Consider the following 17,779-nt stretch of genomic DNA (forward strand, 5'->3'; position numbering starts at 1 on the left):
TTTTTCAATATTTTGTCTGGTTTAATATACAGAATATGGAGGGGGAATTCAATATGAAATGGCAAGAATATCCACGGAACATCAAAGTGCGTCTCATTACTTCTTTTTTCAATCGGGCGGTATCCTCTGCAGTTATGCCGTTCATGGCGCTGTTTTTTGCAGAAGAAATAGGGAAAGTGGCGGCGGGGATGTTCTTGATATTTACGGTCGTCATGCTATATTTCCGATCGCTTGCCAAGAAAGAAAGTACTGATGGTAACCTCTTCGTTTAGTGCTGTGTTTTTTGGCGTGATGGCAACCAGTTTAGTGCCGGAATCGAATTGGATTTGGTTGTTCGCTTCAGCTTATATCGCTTATATCATCACCAGCAGCCTGGGAAGGCCGGCCATCCATGCGATTATTATCGACTCGACCACTCCGGAAAATCGCAAAGCAGTCTATGCAATCGATTATTGGTTAGTCAATTTATCGCTAGCTGTTGGAGCGGCTTTGGGCGGGTTATTGTACATGAACCATCAAATCGAATTATTTCTATTATTATCTATAACATCGGCATGCCTTCCCGTAGCGTATGCAATTTGGCTCGAAGACCTGCAAGTCAGTCGCTTAGAAAAGCAGCATAAAAATGTATTTCTCGATGTGCTCCAAAATTATCAAGTGGCATTTCAAGACAAGCCCTTCGTAAAAGTGGTCATCGGGTCGATGTTCATTTTTGCTGCCGAGTTTTCGTTAAACAGCTATATCGGAGTTCGGTTGGCAGAGAGTTTTCAACCCATTTCGGTTGAAGGATTTGAAATTGGCGGCGTTCGGATGCTGAGCATACTCAATATCCAAAACATGCTGTTGGTCGTCTGCTTTACCTTTTTGATTAATAAAATCACGGATCGTTTCAACAAGAAAAAGGTCCTTCTCTATGGGCTATTCATTTACAGTGTCGGCTATATCGTCATGACTTCAGCTAATTCCTGGTATTTGCTGCTTCTTTTCAGTGTGATCGCGACACTTGGGGAATTGATGTATTCGCCAATCCGCAATGCGGAACAGGCGAATATGATGCCAACAGATAAAAGAGGCTCTTACTCAGCGTTTTCCGGTATTGCTTTTAGTGGTGCCGACTTAATTGCCCGCTCGACGATCATTTTGGGAGCTTACTTGATCCCAACGATGATGTCCGTTTATATGGGCCTTATCCTGATGCTTGGCACATTGCTTGTGTATACTGGGCTATTTGGCAAAAAGGTTGAAAGTAAAACATTAGCAGCGAGTAATGCAAGTTTATGAGTATAAGGTATAGTGGATTAGATTTTGTCGAATATCGGGAATACAGATGAAATGGTAAAATAAGGGGAGAAGCCGAAAGGAAGTATAAGAAAAGGGATAATCTTTGTTTATATTAATTTCGGATGTAAGGGAAGTGGCTAAATGCTGAAAACCGAAGAGGATCTTGTATGTCTAATACAAGAAGACGAATGGATGTTGGATTTATTGCGTGCTGCAAAATTCTTGGGCCTGCCAGACTGGTGGATCTGTGCAGGATTTGTCCGTTCAAAGGCGTGGGATGTTTTACATGGACTTGATGAGAGAAGTGCTCTTGCCGATATTGATGTCATTTATTACGATGCCACCCTAACTGATGAAGGAAAAGAGAAAGAACTGGAAGCGAAACTCACCGAGCTTATTCCAAACGTTCCGTGGTCGGTAAAGAATCAAGCAAGAATACACATTAGAAATAATGTTTCAGCATTCACATCTTCTGTTGATGCAATGGCTAAATTTCCAGAGACAGCAACTGCAATAGGGGTTAAACTGGACGACCAAGACCGCTTGGTAGTAGCGGCTCCTCATGGAATTCAAGATTTGATTAATTTGGATGTTAAGCCCACACCATACTTTTTGGGAAACGAGCAACGGTTAAAAATATATGAAGAGCGGGTTTCCAAGAAGAATTGGCCATCAATTTGGAATCAGTTAAAAATTCATTATGGTAAATCTTAAATTTTGAAATTGGTTTGCGCAAAGTTAAATTATGAGCAAAACTGAGGAGGGAAACAGGATGGAGCTGTGGGATTTAGTAGACGCATCAAGAAAACCATTAAACAAATTGCATACACGCGGAGAGGAGCTTCAATCGGATGAATTTCATGTGGTTGTGGAGGTTTATACGATTAATGCAGACGGCCGCATGTTAATGACTCAAAGAGACGCTGCCAAAACGTTCCCATTGCTTTGGGAAAGCACAGGAGGTTCAGTACATGCAGGGGAAAGCAGCGTAGAAGGTGCTGTCAGAGAACTCGCTGAAGAAACGGGAATTGCCGTGGCAGCAGCGGATCTTCAATACTTGGGTGAGAGGTCAAAGGGCAAATCATTTCTAGACAGCTATTTGTATATAAGCCATCGAACTATTGAAATCAATGAACTAACTCTGCAGCCTGGGGAAGTCTGTGATGCCAAATGGGTCCGAGTTGAAGAACTGAAGGAAATGAATCGAACAGGTCAAGTAGTGGCACCGGTTTGGGAGAGGTATCAACTGTATTCGGAAGAATTGAAATCCTTATTTAGATAAAAGATGTGAGCAGATAATTTTAGAAGTAGTGGTAATAATGGACGATATATATTACTGGGGAGTGTAAATAATGAAAATAGAAATGCAGCCAATGTCAGAAGAAGAATTCGATCAGTTTATGGCGTTCTTGATCCCTGATTATGCACAAGACTTATCGGAAAATTATATGATTCCAGAGGATGCAGCAATGGAAGAATCAAAAGCTTTGATGGCACAATTGTTTTCGAACAAACAAAATAGAGAGGGACAATCAGTTTGTCATGTTGTCTCAATGGAAGAAGATAAAGTAGTTGGCTCCCTTTGGTACAATATCCAACCCACTACGAACAAAGCTTACATCTATCATATTTTAGTTGGAGAAGAGTATAGGAAAAAGGGGATTGCTACAGCGGTATTGCAGAAACTAGAGGAAGACATGCGAAATCGCGGTATTACTTCCATGGGGCTAAATGTGTTCGGGACCAATCCCCATGCTTATGAACTTTATGAAAAGCTGGGTTACCAAGTGCAATCAACATCCATGGGGAAAAGAATATGAATCGAAAAACATTAGTCTCTAACTTTATGGCATAAGGGTTTCCACGTAGATGAAATTACACATACGAAAAGACAAGAAATTCGAAAATGAATTTCTTGTCTTTTTAATTTGGATAAGCCTCATCTTGAGAACTGGTTATTTCATTTCGAAAACTAAACTATAAAACTATTGCTAGGCAGCGATGTCATATCTTCTATCGTACTTCCTTCGTTTTTTTCTAAATACCATTTCACCAAATAGTAGCCAATGGCACAACCGGCCCAAAAAGGTATATTTTCTTCTTTGCTGCCAAACATATAAACATCTGTTTTTTCGCCCACTTCATTGCGATAGGAGTGAGAAGTGGTCTCCCACAGAACTCGGACTTGTCTTTCCGTGAGTGCATCTTTATAAGGGCCAAGATAGTCATCACCCAACCTGATTTTCACAAAATGCTCTGCTAGGCCTTCCAATATTAACCGGTCTAACAAAGTTTGATTGTGCTCAGTAATTGTTGAGGCATAAGTTCGCCAGTGATGATGGTACTCATGCGTAATGACTGACTTTAGCGTGGAACGAACTTGAGCATCGGGCAACACCGCGAAAAAAAGTCTGCCGTTCCAATCGGTATAGGCTGAAACGCCTCCGAGTTTTTCTCTAACAAAATGATCTTTGTCGTCTAGAATGAACAATTCAAACTCTAACGCTTTTGATACTGGAAACTCTAATTGCAGAAGGGTTAGTTCGTCTTTGATGAACTTTTCGTAAGCAAGATAGTGCATTTCTTGGAGTTGTTTCTCGAGAGTTTCGATCTTATTTTCAAGATCGAATATACCGAAAAACGTCATCGTTTCAAATTCCTCATTCGATACCTTGAATATATCGAGAAACAAGTCTTTTCTATGGGCCTGTGGATTTGAAGCTGCTGCTCCAAGAAAAGTTTCCATCTGTTTAAGCCTTGGGATTACGTTAATTGCCGTCTTTTCAATACTGATGATAGCTCACTCCTTTCAACGCATCCTTTAAAAAATGCTGGGAATTTCTTTATATTTACAAAATAGTAATTAAATATATCAATAAGAAGCGCGGTATTAGTATAATGTAAAAAGTGTGAAAATTCAAAGCGGCTAGTGGCTAGCTGTCAGGAGGAGTGTCTAGATGAAAACAATTAAAAGAGTATTGATCAAACTTAGTGGTGGGGCATTGGCAAGCGAAAGTGGAGATAACTTTGACCCTCAAAAGCTGGACCATATCGCTGATGAAATTCTTTCCATTACCGATATGGATATCGAAGTGGCACTTGTAATTGGCGGTGGTAATATCTTCCGTGGCAACTTGGCGGAGCACTGGAATATTGACCGTGTGGAAGCGGATAACATCGGAACACTTGGCACCATCATGAACAGCTTGATGTTGAGAGGCGTTTTAAAAAGCAAAACCGCTAAAGACGTCAGGGTGATGACTTCGATACCGGTACCGTCTGTAGCTGAACCGTATATCCAGCTGAGAGCCAAAAGGCATTTGGAAAAAGGCTCCATTGTCATCTTCGGCGGAGGCAACGGTCAGCCGTTCGTGACGACTGACTACCCAAGCGTCCAGCGGGCAATCGAAACGAACTGCGATGCCATTTTCGTCGCCAAGCAAGGCGTCAACGGTGTATTCGATCAGGATCCGAATCAGCACAGTGAAGCGAAAATGTATCGGACATTACATTTCGACGATATCTTAAAGGAAAACATCAAAGTCATGGACCAGTCTGCTCTTCTTCTGGCAAAAGACTTCAATATCTCCGTCAACATATTCAACTTCGATAAAAAAGGTGAAATGAAGAGAATCGTCGAAGGCAAACAGACTGGAACTTTGGTTTCACAACAAGCTTCAGAGTTTTATGTGAAAAGCTAAAAATCGTAGGATGTGAACATAAGTGGATGTAGCGGAAATATGTAAAAAAATGAAGATACATCAAATTACGGGGCCTTTCGAAAACGAAGCGAGGACAGTCGTTTTAAAAGGCTTAGAGGAGCGATTCGGATTTATCGATCCTTCCTACAACCCTGATTTAAAAGATATATTGAGCAGTTACAGCCGGGAGAAGACGATGTTTTTTGTTTGTGTCTTTAATAATGCAGTAATTTCTACTGGAGCAGTTTCTTATGAAGCCCCTGGTGTCGGCAGAATTGAACGCATGTCTGTCCTTAAGGAATACAGAAGGGGCGGTATAGCCAAAACAATGCTCCAACACTTAGAATCATGGGGACAGCAACAGGGCTACGAAAAAGTGGTTCTGGAAACAAATAAAAGCTGGACGAGTGCGATTGAATTTTATAAGAAGCAACAATACGAATTCTACTTGGCTGAAGGGGACCGAATCCACTTTTTTAAGCGCTTGGTTTAAGACAGCTAATAATGTTTAGGTAGATGAATTATAAATCTGCTAGTTTCATTAGGGAATTACAGACCAGTACAAAAAGAAAGGGCTGCTTGGATGAAACATATTTATGCTTTTGAAGAAACGAGTGACTGCGATAAGTTTCAAACGATTATTCAAGACTTTACTAAGAAACTGCAGAACTACGAGCAATTCTTGGAAGACAAGTATAAATTGATAGAAAAGCCAAAAGGAATAGTGTGGACGTCTTTTGATGCGGCTACCACTATTTTCTCGGATCTTCCGATTCCTGCTTTTACGAATAAAGACACTATCTACATTACACCCGATATGAACGCTTGGAGAAAATTATTTATACAACAATTGGATGGAAGAAATCTTCCTGCTATCCGAGCATTCTATGAGCGGCTATCCGAGAAACATCTGCTGACAATATTGGGACATGAATTAACGCACCACTCAGATTTGTTCTTAGATGAATTTGAAGATGCACGGGAAGACAATACCTGGTTCGAAGAAGGCGTGTGTGAGTATCTTCCAAGAAAATTCTTTCTAACTGATAGTGAGTTTGAGGAAATTGCAGCAATCGAAACCGAACTGGTCAACACATTCACGTCTGAATATGGAGGCCGTTCTCTAAGCGCTTTTGGAAGCAATTCCTACCAGGCAAGCTTATCCAGTATTATGTTTGATTACTGGCGAAGCTTTCTTGCTGTTAAATACCTGGTAGAAGAACGCTATGATCACAACATAGAAACCGTTTTTGAAAAATACCATGAGTGGGACAGCGAAGGGCGCCGGATTACACTGATGGAGCATTTTAAATTGGATCAGGTATCTTTATAGATTTAAGTGGAATGGAATTCGAAATGTCGAGAGTAACTCATGTAGGGTTAGTTTGTATTTAAATGAGATAAGAAAAATATTTAGTAACTTTCAGTTTCGAAGTTGATTGTTGAAAAAGGGGGATACTCCGTAATGAACTTTGATCAAAAAATAATGATCATTCAAGGATATCTCGACCAGGGTGACCTGGAAGCAATAAACAACATTTCCTCCTTTTTAGAGGATGAAAATCCACACGTAATCTATATTGCAATCGACGCCTTAGGAAGATTGCCAGTAAGTGAAACGATTGAGTTTCTCCTAATTTCACTTACAGTACGTCCGAGTGAAGAAGTTCGTTATGCTGCTCTCGAAGCATTATGGGGATACACAGGAGACAAAGTTTTTGATGCTGCGGTTGCGAGATTGAATGATAATAGTGAACTGGTAAGGATCTCAGCAATTGAAGTATTGAGTGAGATGCGAGACACCAAAGCAAAAAAGCATTTAATAGAGGCTCTATCTGATACGGATGATATTGTACGAAGAGAAGCAGCAGAAGGATTAGGTAAACTGGGAGATTCGTCTTTAATCCCTATATTACAAGAATTTCTTCAAAAAGAAGTCAGTAGTGCGGCGAAAGTCGGGTTCTACTTTGGACTTTATCTATTGGGAGCGAGATTTCAATTGAAGTCTTTATTAAATCTTCTTGAAGACCCTTGCTACCAAGTCAGGATTGCTGTTGCTAACAGCCTAGGAGATTTATTTGACGAAGAAAATGAGAAACAAATTAAAAAATCGTTGAACACAGCGTTAACAAAAGAAACTACATTAGCTGCTCGTTCCGCTTTGAAAAGTGTAATCGAAGAGCTGTGTTCCAATGAAGATTAAGAGATAACGAAAAATACCCAGTATAAGGCGGGGAAGAAATGAAGGCTCTTTTAGTTATTGATGTACAAACTGGTTTAGTAGAAAAAGGAGATTTCCAAAAAGAATTGTCACTGATCGAAAGAACTATCAAAGAGTTTCAAATCAATGGTGATCCAGTTATTTTTATGAAGCATTTGGACGAGGAAGAACAAAGCCCTCTTTTTAGAAATTCCAAAGGCTCCGACCTACATGTTTCTTTACAGAAGTACGCAAAACACATCATCGAAAAACAAACACCAAGTTCTTTTTTTAACACCAATTTGTCATCAAAATTAGAAGATTTTGGTGTCAGTCACATATTTATCTCGGGGTTCAATACGGAATATTGCTGCATGTTTACGGCTATCGCCGCTTTTGATAGAGGCTATAAGGTCACATTTTTGGAAGATGCCACTGCTACGGTGAATAGTGATGAGACTTACGAAATGAGAGGCCTGGACATTAACGACTTCGTCGGCTCTGTATTGTATTCATCGAACGCTATTGAAGTATTGAACAATGAAGAGTACGTGGAGAAGTATAAAGTGAATAATTTAAATTAAGATAGACTCATTTTGCTAGTAACTAATTTGTCTTAACCAGGGAGTGGTGTAATGTCGGAAATTACATTCCTAGCATCCTCAAGAAAATTTTTCATTCCCCTAGAAATAGAAGAATACAATCAGCATACTGAATTTGAAAATGAAGAAGATTATATATGGTTATCCGTGAGTAAAGCAGATGAGGCCTGGCTTCAGGAAGTTCAATGTCTTTTCTCTTTGCCCTATATTTATGTAGCAGAGGGTGTGGGGAATCGCCTATTTTTAACCTACCTTGAAAAGTATATGGAGACCGGTGATGTAATAGAGGTCTATAGAGTCCCAAATCAGCATACTCTATCAATTTACAGAAAAAACTTTGAGGAAGATCCAGAATATATTGAAGTGAATGTTGGGAGTTATACGTATCGAGATCGATTTGGATTCTTTCAGTTCAATCCAAAGAAATGGATAGAGGAATTGAGCCACCGAAACTATATGGGCCCTAATGCTATTACTACGTTTGTTAAGTATTAATTTCTAAATTCAAAGACTCTATATTTGTAATCGATATAGATTTGAAAATGTAAAGACGGTTATTTAAAATGGTAAATCGGAATTCAAAAAGAAGGGAGTGGATTGATTATAACTCCTTCATGGGAAAGTTTCTTAGACATTATTGGATTAGAACACACTGAGCGGTCTTGTGCTCATATAGAAACAATCGCTGAATTTCCTAATGGTTATCCCGAGAAGTCGCGATTGTTCGAGCTACTCGAACAAATCGAGCAGCTTTATGGAAACAAAGAATTCACTGTCATTTGGCTAAACAACGGTGGTCGCCTTTATACAAAGATCGCGAGCAAGAAAGATGTATCTAAAATCTCGTGTTTGTGGGAAAGAATTGCAGGGAATTACATGCTGTTCTTGCCACATAATGTAGTAATCGATAAGCAAAGAGTCTTGGACGAAGAAGAATTCATAGGAAAATGTCTAGAGCAACACGGGCAACTTGTATTAAAAACTGAAGATGCGTATGTGGTGCTTTTTCTGCAACTTCATTGAAGTGATGCCGGAAACGAACTGGAGGTATCAAAATGAGATTAAGCGGAAAAGAAATGGAAATGAAACTCATGGAAACCGATTATATCGATACGCAATTAGTAGACTTAATATATGACAATAAACAGCATGTAGTCACAATGAAGTTTAAAGCGATGGGTCTGAATGAAGAAGTACAAACTGTTATATTTAATGATTGTTTTTTAGCAAGCTTCAATACCTGGTTGGAAGGCATGGAAGGGAATATTCCACAATCCCCAAATGATTCAGCATTCTTTTTTCACGATATTTCAATCCAGGATATCGAAATTAATGGTGTATTGCTTTATAAATGCAAAATGATTATTCCGATGATGGACTGCCATATCAACTGTAAGTCAATTGAAATTCAATAAAGTTCATTCAGATGAAGTTAAAGGATGCTGGAGATAGCCTGTTTAAAGTGGTAGATTGCGCGCGAAGAAAAGATCGTGAGTCATTAAGCGCGTCTGCTACATGGAATCCGCACTTACACATTCTAAAAGAGATTAAAAATGGCTGGCATACACTCCGGGAAAAACCGGAAGTATGCCAGCCATTTAATTGAATCAATAACCTTGATCAGAAGAAATTTTTTTTTGAGCGAGCCAATCTTGGATCAGTTGATTAAAATGCTGCTGTCCATCCAGCATCTGCTGTAATGACAGTGCCATTAACAAAGCTCGAATCATCCGATGCCAAGAACAAAGCAACTTGCGCGATTTCATCTGGTTGGCCGATGCGAGGCATAATGGCTTGAACCGGCTGAGTACGGCTTGCACCGAATTGATTGAAGTCAGTTATGGAAGAAGCAATATTTGTGGCAACGCCTCCTGGTGCAATTGCGTTGCAGCGGATTCCTTCTTTGGCATACATATAACCGGTGTTTTTCGTAAGCCCAACGACGGCATGTTTGGACGCGCCATAAGCCGCTCCAGCGTGTGCGCCGTTTAATCCGCCAGTCGATGCGGTGTTGATAATCACGCCTTTGCCTTGTTCAAGAAAAATCGGGATTGCTTTGCGGGTGGCGCGCATGACTGCTTTTGTGTTGATATCGAAAATCAGGTCCCACTTTTCATCTGTGATGTCGCCGATCGGTTCAAAACTATCCATGATGCCGGCATTGTTGACGAGGATATCCAAGGTGCCATATTCGTTCACCGCAGTATCGATCATGGTGTCGATGTCCTGTTGTTTTGCGACGTTAACTTGCAACGCCTTAGCTGTGCCGCCGTTTGCCACGATTCCCTGTGCCACAGCTTCTGCGCCTTCGATGTTCAAGTCCGCCACAATGACTTTGGCTCCTTCAGCTGCGTACAATTCTGCGATGGCTTGACCCATTCCTCCGGCTGCTCCTGTTACGATCGCTACTTTTCCTTCTAATTTCATTTTTGTCGCCTCCAATTTTATTGAACATGTGTATAATAAAATTATATGTTGTCAAAGTAATCGTTTGCAATGGACAAATAACAGAGAACTGTTCAGTAATCAACAGAAAAGAACATTATGTCCGATAAGAGGTGAAAAAACGTGAAGGAAATTGATTTGCGTATCGTCAAAACTAAAGGGGCGTTGCAAGAGGCCTTGCTCAGCATGTTAAAAGACAAGCCGCTGCATATGATCAGTGTCACAGCCATTTGCCGGGAAGCGAAGATCAACCGGGGAACTTTTTATATGCATTATGGAAAAGTCGAAGATTTATTTGAAGAATATTTCAAGGAAATCATGAAAGATTTGACGGACTCCTATATGGAACCTTATAAGCATGTACAGATATTACTGTCCAATGAGCTGGATCCTTCCACCATCCGGATTTTCCATCATGTTGAGAAATACAAAAAGTTTTACCGCATCATTTTCTCAAAATACGTGCCAATGGCGTACTATTATTTATTATTTGATCAAGTAAATCAATTGTTAAATCAGGACATTGATGAAAAACACCATGCGGAAAATAAGAATATGTTCAGCGCCTACCAAGCAAATGCCATTTTGGGTATGATCATCGAGTGGCATCGGGAGGATTTTCAAAAAACCGCTACAGAAATGAATAATTTGTTTGTGGAAATACTGAATTTCCATTTTCGAAAATAAAATCGTGTATCAAGTATAGTCCCCCTAAGGAGGGAGCATCCAAAATGAACATTCGAAAAGCGGATCACAGCGACTTGAACGCCATCGTATCCTTATCACCGCAAGCTATTTACGATGGAACTTTAGGTGAACTGATGCCTTCAAGTGAAAAAGTTGAAAGCTTGGTTCAACCTTTATTGGATAAAGGCGGTTTTTATTTTATCGCAGAAGAGAAAGATGAAATCCTTGGTTGGGTTCTGGCAGGCACCACAAAAGATCAGTTTACTGAAAAGCCGATTGGGTTTATCTACGAACTGTATCTCCGACAACAATATCGTGGCAAAGGATATTCAAAACGTTTGATGAATGCGGCCATCGACCATTTTCAAGAGGACGGATATACAGAAGTCCGGTTAAGCGCAAAAGCTGAAAATCCTGCTGTGCATATATACGAGAATATGGGATTTACAACAAGGACTGTCAGCATGAGCTTGAATCTCAAATAATGTCAATGGTGCATTGTCTAGCCATTAAAGCTAAAAAGGAGGATTTCAATGTCATTTGATCCACCGCTTATTTGGGTTGTGCTTTCGGTTATTTGGATTGTGTTGGCCTTATATGGAATAGACCGCATGCAGAAATCCAAGGGAAATCGCGAGTCTGAAATGGAAAATAGAATTCAACGATTGGAAGAAGAAAATAAAAGGCTTAAAGATAAAGAAAAGGATGAAGCGTGAATCCTTGGACTGCTGGATAAAAAGGACGAAGGAGATGCTCTGAGCGAATGTTCTGGCCTAATTTCGAATTAAGTTCAACTGATTCTAATTTTTGTATGATAGAGTGCAACCGGAAAACCCTACAGCAGCAGATCTCAAAGTTTATGAGCCAAACCTCGGCGGTGGTAGTCATCATGATAGATGGTGAAAGTTGTCAGAGTCACGATGAAATGCTAAATGAGTTTGCCGAAAAATTCAACTTTCCAAGTTACTTTAGTTTTAATTTAGATGCTCTGGATGAATGTTTAAATGATTTGGAATGGATAGGTGCAGAAAGATACCTTTTAATAATTAACCACTTCAACAAATTTTTGAAAGATGAGCCAATGGCTTTCCAGCAGTTTACCCTGATTTTGAAAGATACAATACAAGAATGGAATATTGGAAGATGTTACGGCGCACAATACGATCCACCTACGCAGTTCGATGTTATTTTCCATTGCGAGAACTCTTTGCAATCTAGCGCGAACAGATTAAAATATTCAGGAATTAGCGAACTAACTATAATAAAAAGTTTATTTAAAACCAGAGGGAGTTCACCATGAAAATTGAAAACCACTTAAAAGACATACCGACATTCGAAACCGAGCGTCTTCTACTAAGAAAAGTAACAGAACACGACCTAGATGATGTTTTCGAATTCTCTTCCGACCCCGAAGTGGCGCATCGTATGACCTGGGAGAAGAACGATTCCAAAGGAGAAACCTTATCCAACTTCCTGCAGCCGACTGTGGACGGATATAAAGATGGCCAAAGCGGTGTATGGGCGATTGTCTACAAACAAAGCGAGAAAGTCATCGGAACCTGTTCGCTGGTCGGGTGGTCAAATGAACATCAAAAAGCAGAAATAGGTTACGTGTTAAATCGCAAATTTTGGGGAGCTGGAATCGCTACAGAAGCGTTAAGAGAAATCCTGAGTTACGGTTTTGGCGTGCTTCAGTTGAACCGGATCGAAGGCGGCTGCGATTTAGACAATATCGGGTCTGAAAAAGTCATGCTAAAAGCCGGCATGTCTTTCGAAGGCGTTTTGAGAAAAAATGAACGCATCAAAGGAGAATTTCGAGACACCAAAATCTTTTCTATTTTAAAAAGTGAATTCGATTCTTTGACCAGAGGAGGTAGACAATAATGAACTTAGGAACAATCTCGGTTGCAGCGTTTTTGATTTCTTTGGCTGTTTATACAGTTTGGTTCTTTAATGAAGACGTATTCTCTAATACGGCAATGATTGTAGCTATTGCTCTACCGCTTATCGGAATCGTGGCAGCACTCTTTGCCAAGAACAAATCGCTCAGAGTAGTGGGCTTAATTGGAAATTCTTTGGTTCTTGTTGTAGCCGTCATTATTCCATTTCTCTCCACATTGTTTTGGAGTACTCCTTGAACTGACAAGGTTGCCGTCCATAAGAAAAGACTGCTTTATTAGCAGTCTCTTTCAGCAAAGCTTACGTATAGCAAAGCTTACGTGTGCCTCAAGCGGTATTCTCTTCGCAAGATAAATAGAACGTGAAATCCAATTAATGCAGGGACAAGGCTAATGTTTAATGATTCAACATCAGTAAGTATGAATACTTGGAACATCGCAAAGAATACAAGGCTTGTAAATAAGACGTATAAGGCGAGCTTGCAGCAATAAGCGATAATCCAATTGCGAGACGGTACCAAGCTCATTAGGAAGTCCACCAAGTACGACATCGGAATGCCCAGCACGAAAAATGCCGGGAAAATAAATACGTAAGTGACCCAAAACGCTTTAAATAAGGTGAATTCAGACAATAGGTTCTGTTCATTCGCAATGACAAGCTGCCACAACAACATCAACATCACGTAAAGCGGGGCAGAAATAACCGCACTGAAAAATCGTTCGAGAAAACTTTTTATCATATCATGGCTCCTAGTATCTAAGAATCTCCTACCTACATAATGCAATTATAACAATCTGGAGTGAAGGATCGTAATAATAGTTAGGAGGTGAACCTTGATGAGGAAGTTTCTAGTATTGTTTGCTGCATGTCTTCCAGTGATGATGGCAATAGGATGTTCTGAAGAGGAAATAGTTCGTGTTCGTGTAGGCGCTCCTTTTAACGATGAAGGCACGACGGGAGCGGAGTTTAATACAGGCTTCACAGACTCAGAAACAATATCTGAGTTGCGGAAGATTGTTGAAATGGAAGAGAAAATAGAACCGCCAAAGGAGTTAGCTCCAGTCGCGGATCTTGTTTTTACCTTGGATAAACCGGAAGAAAATGTTTCTGAACTTTGGCGGTACGTATGGTATATGGATGATGGCAGTGCTGTTTTGTCCAATAGAGGAAACGCAGTGGAAGAAGAGCAAGAGTTCTATGCTTTAAATGAAGAACAAACGAAAGAGTTAAAAAGCATACTAGAATAAATGGAATATAGGGGACGTAAAAGAAGCTGATGATGAGAATAACGGGTTCCGTTTCCTATCGCAAAACTTTAAAATGCGATACAAAATGTAATTGAATATGTGTAACAATATGCACCTTATTTTGTGAGATATCCTGGGAATTCAGGAACACAATTTGAGGTGTTTTTTATAAAATGAATCTATTTAAAAAGTTATGCGTATAATTTGTATAAGAATTAAAATAAGGAGGGATATTTTGAGAAACTATTTATTATTAACGCTTATCGCATCAATATTTGTTCTATCAGGATGTTCAACTAATACAAATTCAGAAACTGGACCATTCCCTGCAACTGAAATTATTACTGAAGAGCCAGTGGTAATTGGGTATATTATTGAAGTTTTAGAAGAAGATCAAGCCATTATTATAAAGAGCGGTGTTACAAAAGAAGAAGCTATGAAATCAAATAAGAACGATACAGAGTACGATGTGCATACGTTCTTTTCAAATGCCACAACGTTTGATGGAGAGTTAGAGAAAGGTTATAAAGTAGCTGTTTGGCAGCTCGAAAATCAAGAAGCCAAAGATAATTTGATTTCAGAAAAAATTGTAGTCTTAGAGAAATAAAACTGATTTTCTAAACGGGAGAACCCGGAAGTGGTGATCCAAAAAATCTCGCAGTGGATTAGCAGCAAAAAATAGACCAGATAAATCAATAGTATCTCTACCATAATGAGTGAGGGATTCAAAGATGAAAACATGGGAGACGCTCTCTACAGAATATTTATATAAAAATCCGTTCGGAAATTTGAGGAAAGAGCAGTGTAGGCTGCCAAACGGAATCGTCATTGATAACTTTTACATAAATGAGTATCCGGATTGGGTGAATGCCGTAGTCCTGACCGACAGAAATCAACTCGTGTTTGTAAAGCAATACAGGCATGGGACAAGAGGTTTTTATTTAGAAATTCCTGCTGGAAAGCTTGAAGAAAACGAAACCAGTGAGCAAGGAATTCTAAGGGAAGTTCATGAGGAGACTGGATTTACTTCAAATGAAAATCCGATATTGCTAGGGGAACATATGGTGAATCCGGCTGTTCAAAACAATAAAATTTCTACATACCTAATCACTAGTGCATTCAAAACGAGCGATCAGAAATTAGATGATACTGAAGAGATCGATGTTAAACTGATCGATTTCGAAGAGTTTGGCGATTTGATAATGAATCGAGCTATTGAAACACAATTGTTTACAGCCAGCGCTTACTATATGGCAAAGTCGTTTCTAAAAAAATAGGGGTGCAACTGAAATTTGAAAGGGGAACGTACCAATGAACAAGCAAAAAAAGAAGAACACAAATAAGACTGATTTTTTCGACGTAATCTTATTTTGGATCCCGGAACTGCTATTTCTACCCTTCAGACTCCTATTTATGGCGTTAAGGGGAATCGTTAGGTTAATTGGGGGATTTTTTAATGTCGTCTAATTGGCCGGCTTACATGGGTCTGATAAGCTCTTTACGTATTTAGTAAAGTCGTGAAGTGATGACGTGAACCGGTTGTGGAAAGTATTGCATAAGTGGATTTTCGAGGAATACGACCAGTTTTCCAATGAATTGGGCTACACGAATTGGAAGATTACTTCAGAAAACACTTTTGGCATTTTTCAAATGGAGGGAGATGCGTTTTATCATGCTACACAGCTCTCCAACAGCGAATGGGCAGTTTGGAACGATAATGGAGGAGACCCGCCCTATGAATTCCAAGTATTTTCGACTTGGGCTGAAGCGATCAGCCATCTCCGAACATTGTTTGAGGAAAGCCAATTGCCTGAAAGCCATTGGCGGCCTGAAGGATTTGATGTGGGAGAAGATGTTTTTTCAAAAGAGCCAGATCGAGAAAAAATGCTGTAAAAGCACACATAGAGAAATGGGGAATTTAATTTGATGTTACTTGAAGTCATTGTAGTTTTACTCATTATTTCATGTTCGCTATTTATACATGAAATGGGACATGCTGTAGCAACGGTCACAGTGAGCAAAAATTCCAAAGCTGAAGTATTTATGGGTTCATGCAGTAAAGCAAACAAACTACGTCTATCTTTTGGAAGAATTACCTGTTATCTGACCGTCGCCATATATGGCTATTGCGAGTATTTGATCCCAAAAGAGTACCCAGCGTTTACATACAAGCAAAAACTCTTCTTCTACCTTGGCGGGCCAATCGCATCACTGCTTAGTTTTGTGGCACTGTTCATTGCCTCTCATTTTGTTTCCGGAGTGGCGGGGAATATCATCATTAATAGCGCAGGCGCAAACTTTTTTCTCTTTATCACGTCATTGATTCCGTGGACTTATCCCCGCTTTTTAGGTGGCCTTCCGAGTGATGGCTTACAGACTTTGAACTTGATGAAAGCGAATAGAAAACAGCGAAAGTTTATTACGTAATAAACTGTTGCTTACCTGATCTTTAGAACAAATCATTAAAGTGGTAAGAGTGGTCGTTCAAAATACATAAGTAGTGTGTGAACGGGGGAAACTCAAATATGAGTTTTTCCTTTTTTGATTAGAAATAAATTTATAGTGGAGCTTACTTAAGAATTTGCTAGTTATCTCTAAACGATATCCGTATATTTATAATATATCGAACTAGTGCTGTTACAGGAGGGTATTATGCAAACGATCCATTCAAAAATTGAAATAATGACCTTAGAAGATCGGTTTGAAAACGAATTTGCCCTTATGTATGAAACAAATGTAATTCCTGAATTATTAATTGAAACGACAGGAACTTCATATACCAATATCATTAATACTTTGATTGCCCAAAAATATTCCTTAATTGTTTGTTTACCTCGACTACCGGTCTATAAGGAACTAAAGAAAGCGGAGGTGCTTAGAGAAAACCAGGCTTTTAAATTGTTGCGAATTCCTGCCGAAGACTATTCTTCTGCACTTGATGAGTTTCTAAAAGACTTTGAGTATGCTTTTACGTTTTTATGGATAAAGCATGCTTATGAAATCTCTTATGTATTGCCTAACACGAGCCAGGAAAGAATCAAACTTTTAAACTTAGTAGATAACGGAGTATATAGTTTCTGGATAGAAAATGAGGAATGCATCAGAGCTGTATGGATCGGAGAACCGAAATGAAGAAACATTACTACAATGGAAGAAACTTTTGGCAATGCGATACCAACAATACCAGACCTCTTTATCCATGCAATGATGAAGTCATCGAAAAAGCTGAGTTAGTCTTGGGGATCCGTTTTCCTAATTCTTTTAAAAACTTGATGAAAAAGCGAAATGGGGGAGAACTTCGTTACCCATACTTTACTGTTCCCGCATCTAGAGCAAATAGCAGATCAGGTGAGGTATATCATTTGCCAAGTATTGAACCTATACATTTTGAAGTGGAAGACACCGGTATTTTATCATCCAAAGAACTGATTACCTCTACAAATGATGAGCGAGGTAGTACAGCTCTTTCTGACAAGCTCATCGTGCTTTGGACTGATTTTCATCATTGGCTTGTATTTGATTATAAAAATCAAAAAGAAAATCCATCGGTATTATTGATTGTTGAGAATTACGATTCACCCGAAATAGTTTGGGAGATCATTGAGCTCGCCGAGTCTTTTGATCAATTCCTGGAGCAATTGTTCCTGGAAACGAATTAAAGCGGTGACTCCCGAATGCTCGCTATATGTTTAGGATTTAGATAGGGCAGTCTCGTGG

At 39.5% G+C, this 17,779-nt stretch carries 27 protein-coding genes and 1 pseudogene; 25 read left to right on the forward strand and 3 right to left on the reverse strand.

The features are described 5' to 3' along the window. The first annotated feature begins 53 nt into the window (after nucleotides 1-53). From ON064_RS01205 to ON064_RS01220, 4 genes and pseudogenes are all read left to right on the forward strand, one after another. Nucleotides 54-1,281, forward strand: a pseudogene (locus tag ON064_RS01205) (MDR family MFS transporter). A gap of 141 nt (nucleotides 1,282-1,422) precedes the next feature. Next, nucleotides 1,423-1,995, forward strand: coding sequence for a nucleotidyltransferase family protein (locus tag ON064_RS01210; RefSeq protein ID WP_274623272.1), 573 nt, complete (start codon nucleotides 1,423-1,425; stop codon nucleotides 1,993-1,995). Between the two features lie 58 nt (nucleotides 1,996-2,053). Continuing rightward, a complete protein-coding gene (locus ON064_RS01215; RefSeq protein WP_274623273.1) occupies nucleotides 2,054-2,563 on the forward strand; it encodes an NUDIX hydrolase in 510 nt (169 codons plus the stop codon). A gap of 70 nt (nucleotides 2,564-2,633) precedes the next feature. After that, nucleotides 2,634-3,101 carry a GNAT family N-acetyltransferase gene (locus ON064_RS01220; protein WP_274623274.1) on the forward strand — a complete coding sequence of 156 codons (468 nt, stop codon included), beginning with the start codon at nucleotides 2,634-2,636 and terminating at the stop codon, nucleotides 3,099-3,101. Between the two features lie 152 nt (nucleotides 3,102-3,253). On the opposite strand, the gene ON064_RS01225 is transcribed toward ON064_RS01220, so the two are convergent. Then, the gene (locus ON064_RS01225) at nucleotides 3,254-4,027 is read right to left on the reverse strand and encodes a DUF2268 domain-containing putative Zn-dependent protease (protein ID WP_274623275.1); all 774 of its coding nucleotides are present in this window, start codon (nucleotides 4,025-4,027) and stop codon (nucleotides 3,254-3,256) included. 211 nt (nucleotides 4,028-4,238) lie between these two features. Here ON064_RS01225 and pyrH point away from each other — a divergent pair, with 211 nt between their 5' ends. The 8 genes from pyrH (at nucleotide 4,239) to ON064_RS01265 (ending at nucleotide 9,199) form a co-directional block, all read left to right on the forward strand. After that, a complete protein-coding gene (gene pyrH, locus ON064_RS01230; RefSeq protein ID WP_274623276.1) occupies nucleotides 4,239-4,982 on the forward strand; it encodes a UMP kinase in 744 nt (247 codons plus the stop codon). Between the two features lie 22 nt (nucleotides 4,983-5,004). After that, nucleotides 5,005-5,475, forward strand: coding sequence for a GNAT family N-acetyltransferase (locus tag ON064_RS01235; RefSeq protein ID WP_274623277.1), 471 nt, complete (start codon nucleotides 5,005-5,007; stop codon nucleotides 5,473-5,475). Between the two features lie 90 nt (nucleotides 5,476-5,565). Further along, nucleotides 5,566-6,315 carry a M48 family metalloprotease gene (locus tag ON064_RS01240; protein ID WP_274623278.1) on the forward strand — a complete coding sequence of 250 codons (750 nt, stop codon included), beginning with the start codon at nucleotides 5,566-5,568 and terminating at the stop codon, nucleotides 6,313-6,315. Nucleotides 6,316-6,447: 132 nt separating this feature from the next. Further along, nucleotides 6,448-7,185, forward strand: coding sequence for a HEAT repeat domain-containing protein (locus tag ON064_RS01245; protein ID WP_274623279.1), 738 nt, complete (start codon nucleotides 6,448-6,450; stop codon nucleotides 7,183-7,185). Nucleotides 7,186-7,223: 38 nt separating this feature from the next. Next, a complete protein-coding gene (locus ON064_RS01250; protein WP_274623280.1) occupies nucleotides 7,224-7,766 on the forward strand; it encodes an isochorismatase family protein in 543 nt (180 codons plus the stop codon). 51 nt (nucleotides 7,767-7,817) lie between these two features. Beyond that, entirely contained in the window at nucleotides 7,818-8,279 is a 462-nt protein-coding gene (locus tag ON064_RS01255; protein WP_274623281.1) for a hypothetical protein, read from the forward strand. Between the two features lie 102 nt (nucleotides 8,280-8,381). Beyond that, on the forward strand, nucleotides 8,382-8,807 hold the full coding sequence (locus ON064_RS01260; RefSeq protein WP_274623282.1) for a hypothetical protein: 426 nt from the start codon (nucleotides 8,382-8,384) through the stop codon (nucleotides 8,805-8,807). Between the two features lie 32 nt (nucleotides 8,808-8,839). Then, nucleotides 8,840-9,199: a hypothetical protein gene (locus ON064_RS01265; protein ID WP_274623283.1), complete on the forward strand. Its 360-nt coding sequence runs from the start codon at nucleotides 8,840-8,842 to the stop codon at nucleotides 9,197-9,199. A 250-nt stretch (nucleotides 9,200-9,449) separates the two neighbouring features. Here the strand turns inward: ON064_RS01265 and ON064_RS01270 are convergent, their stop codons facing one another. Then, a complete protein-coding gene (locus ON064_RS01270) occupies nucleotides 9,450-10,211 on the reverse strand; it encodes an SDR family oxidoreductase (protein ID WP_274623284.1) in 762 nt (253 codons plus the stop codon). 141 nt (nucleotides 10,212-10,352) lie between these two features. Between ON064_RS01270 and ON064_RS01275 the strand changes: the two genes are divergently transcribed. The 6 genes from ON064_RS01275 (at nucleotide 10,353) to ON064_RS01300 (ending at nucleotide 13,054) form a co-directional block, all read left to right on the forward strand. Continuing rightward, the gene (locus ON064_RS01275) at nucleotides 10,353-10,916 is read left to right on the forward strand and encodes a TetR/AcrR family transcriptional regulator (protein ID WP_274623285.1); all 564 of its coding nucleotides are present in this window, start codon (nucleotides 10,353-10,355) and stop codon (nucleotides 10,914-10,916) included. Nucleotides 10,917-10,960: 44 nt separating this feature from the next. Next, nucleotides 10,961-11,401, forward strand: a complete 441-nt coding sequence (locus ON064_RS01280) for a GNAT family N-acetyltransferase (RefSeq protein WP_274623286.1) — start codon at nucleotides 10,961-10,963, stop codon at nucleotides 11,399-11,401. Nucleotides 11,402-11,449: 48 nt separating this feature from the next. After that, nucleotides 11,450-11,632 (forward strand): hypothetical protein, encoded by a 183-nt coding sequence (locus ON064_RS01285; protein WP_274623287.1) that lies wholly within the window; start codon nucleotides 11,450-11,452, stop codon nucleotides 11,630-11,632. Between the two features lie 173 nt (nucleotides 11,633-11,805). Further along, nucleotides 11,806-12,216, forward strand: a complete 411-nt coding sequence (locus tag ON064_RS01290; protein ID WP_274623288.1) for a barstar family protein — start codon at nucleotides 11,806-11,808, stop codon at nucleotides 12,214-12,216. Then, the gene (locus ON064_RS01295; RefSeq protein WP_274623289.1) at nucleotides 12,213-12,800 is read left to right on the forward strand and encodes a GNAT family N-acetyltransferase; all 588 of its coding nucleotides are present in this window, start codon (nucleotides 12,213-12,215) and stop codon (nucleotides 12,798-12,800) included. The genes ON064_RS01290 and ON064_RS01295 overlap by 4 nt, the downstream gene beginning before the upstream one ends. Beyond that, complete coding sequence (locus tag ON064_RS01300) at nucleotides 12,800-13,054, forward strand: hypothetical protein (RefSeq protein WP_274623290.1); 255 nt, start codon at nucleotides 12,800-12,802, stop codon at nucleotides 13,052-13,054. Before ON064_RS01295 ends, ON064_RS01300 begins: the two co-directional genes overlap by 1 nt. A 77-nt stretch (nucleotides 13,055-13,131) precedes the next feature. Here ON064_RS01300 and ON064_RS01305 read toward each other — a convergent pair whose 3' ends face one another. Then, nucleotides 13,132-13,554, reverse strand: a complete 423-nt coding sequence (locus tag ON064_RS01305) for a hypothetical protein (protein WP_274623291.1) — start codon at nucleotides 13,552-13,554, stop codon at nucleotides 13,132-13,134. Between the two features lie 97 nt (nucleotides 13,555-13,651). Between ON064_RS01305 and ON064_RS01310 the strand changes: the two genes are divergently transcribed. The 7 genes from ON064_RS01310 to ON064_RS01340 all read left to right on the forward strand — a co-directional run bounded on the left by ON064_RS01310 (nucleotide 13,652) and on the right by ON064_RS01340 (nucleotide 17,721). Continuing rightward, nucleotides 13,652-14,062, forward strand: a complete 411-nt coding sequence (locus ON064_RS01310; RefSeq protein ID WP_274623292.1) for a hypothetical protein — start codon at nucleotides 13,652-13,654, stop codon at nucleotides 14,060-14,062. 235 nt (nucleotides 14,063-14,297) lie between these two features. Further along, nucleotides 14,298-14,669, forward strand: coding sequence for a putative periplasmic lipoprotein (locus tag ON064_RS01315; protein WP_274623293.1), 372 nt, complete (start codon nucleotides 14,298-14,300; stop codon nucleotides 14,667-14,669). 124 nt (nucleotides 14,670-14,793) lie between these two features. Then, nucleotides 14,794-15,339, forward strand: coding sequence for an NUDIX hydrolase (locus ON064_RS01320; RefSeq protein ID WP_274623294.1), 546 nt, complete (start codon nucleotides 14,794-14,796; stop codon nucleotides 15,337-15,339). 253 nt (nucleotides 15,340-15,592) lie between these two features. Continuing rightward, nucleotides 15,593-15,955, forward strand: coding sequence for a hypothetical protein (locus ON064_RS01325; RefSeq protein WP_274623295.1), 363 nt, complete (start codon nucleotides 15,593-15,595; stop codon nucleotides 15,953-15,955). Nucleotides 15,956-15,988: 33 nt separating this feature from the next. Beyond that, nucleotides 15,989-16,489, forward strand: coding sequence for a zinc metalloprotease (locus ON064_RS01330; protein ID WP_274623296.1), 501 nt, complete (start codon nucleotides 15,989-15,991; stop codon nucleotides 16,487-16,489). Nucleotides 16,490-16,714: 225 nt separating this feature from the next. Continuing rightward, nucleotides 16,715-17,194: a hypothetical protein gene (locus tag ON064_RS01335; RefSeq protein ID WP_274623297.1), complete on the forward strand. Its 480-nt coding sequence runs from the start codon at nucleotides 16,715-16,717 to the stop codon at nucleotides 17,192-17,194. After that, entirely contained in the window at nucleotides 17,191-17,721 is a 531-nt protein-coding gene (locus tag ON064_RS01340) for an SMI1/KNR4 family protein (RefSeq protein ID WP_274623298.1), read from the forward strand. The genes ON064_RS01335 and ON064_RS01340 overlap by 4 nt, the downstream gene beginning before the upstream one ends. Nucleotides 17,722-17,779 lie beyond the last annotated feature (58 nt).

Origin of the sequence: Planococcus sp. A6 (genome assembly GCF_028823615.1) — a bacterium.
Lineage (GTDB): Bacteria > Bacillota > Bacilli > Bacillales_A > Planococcaceae > Planococcus.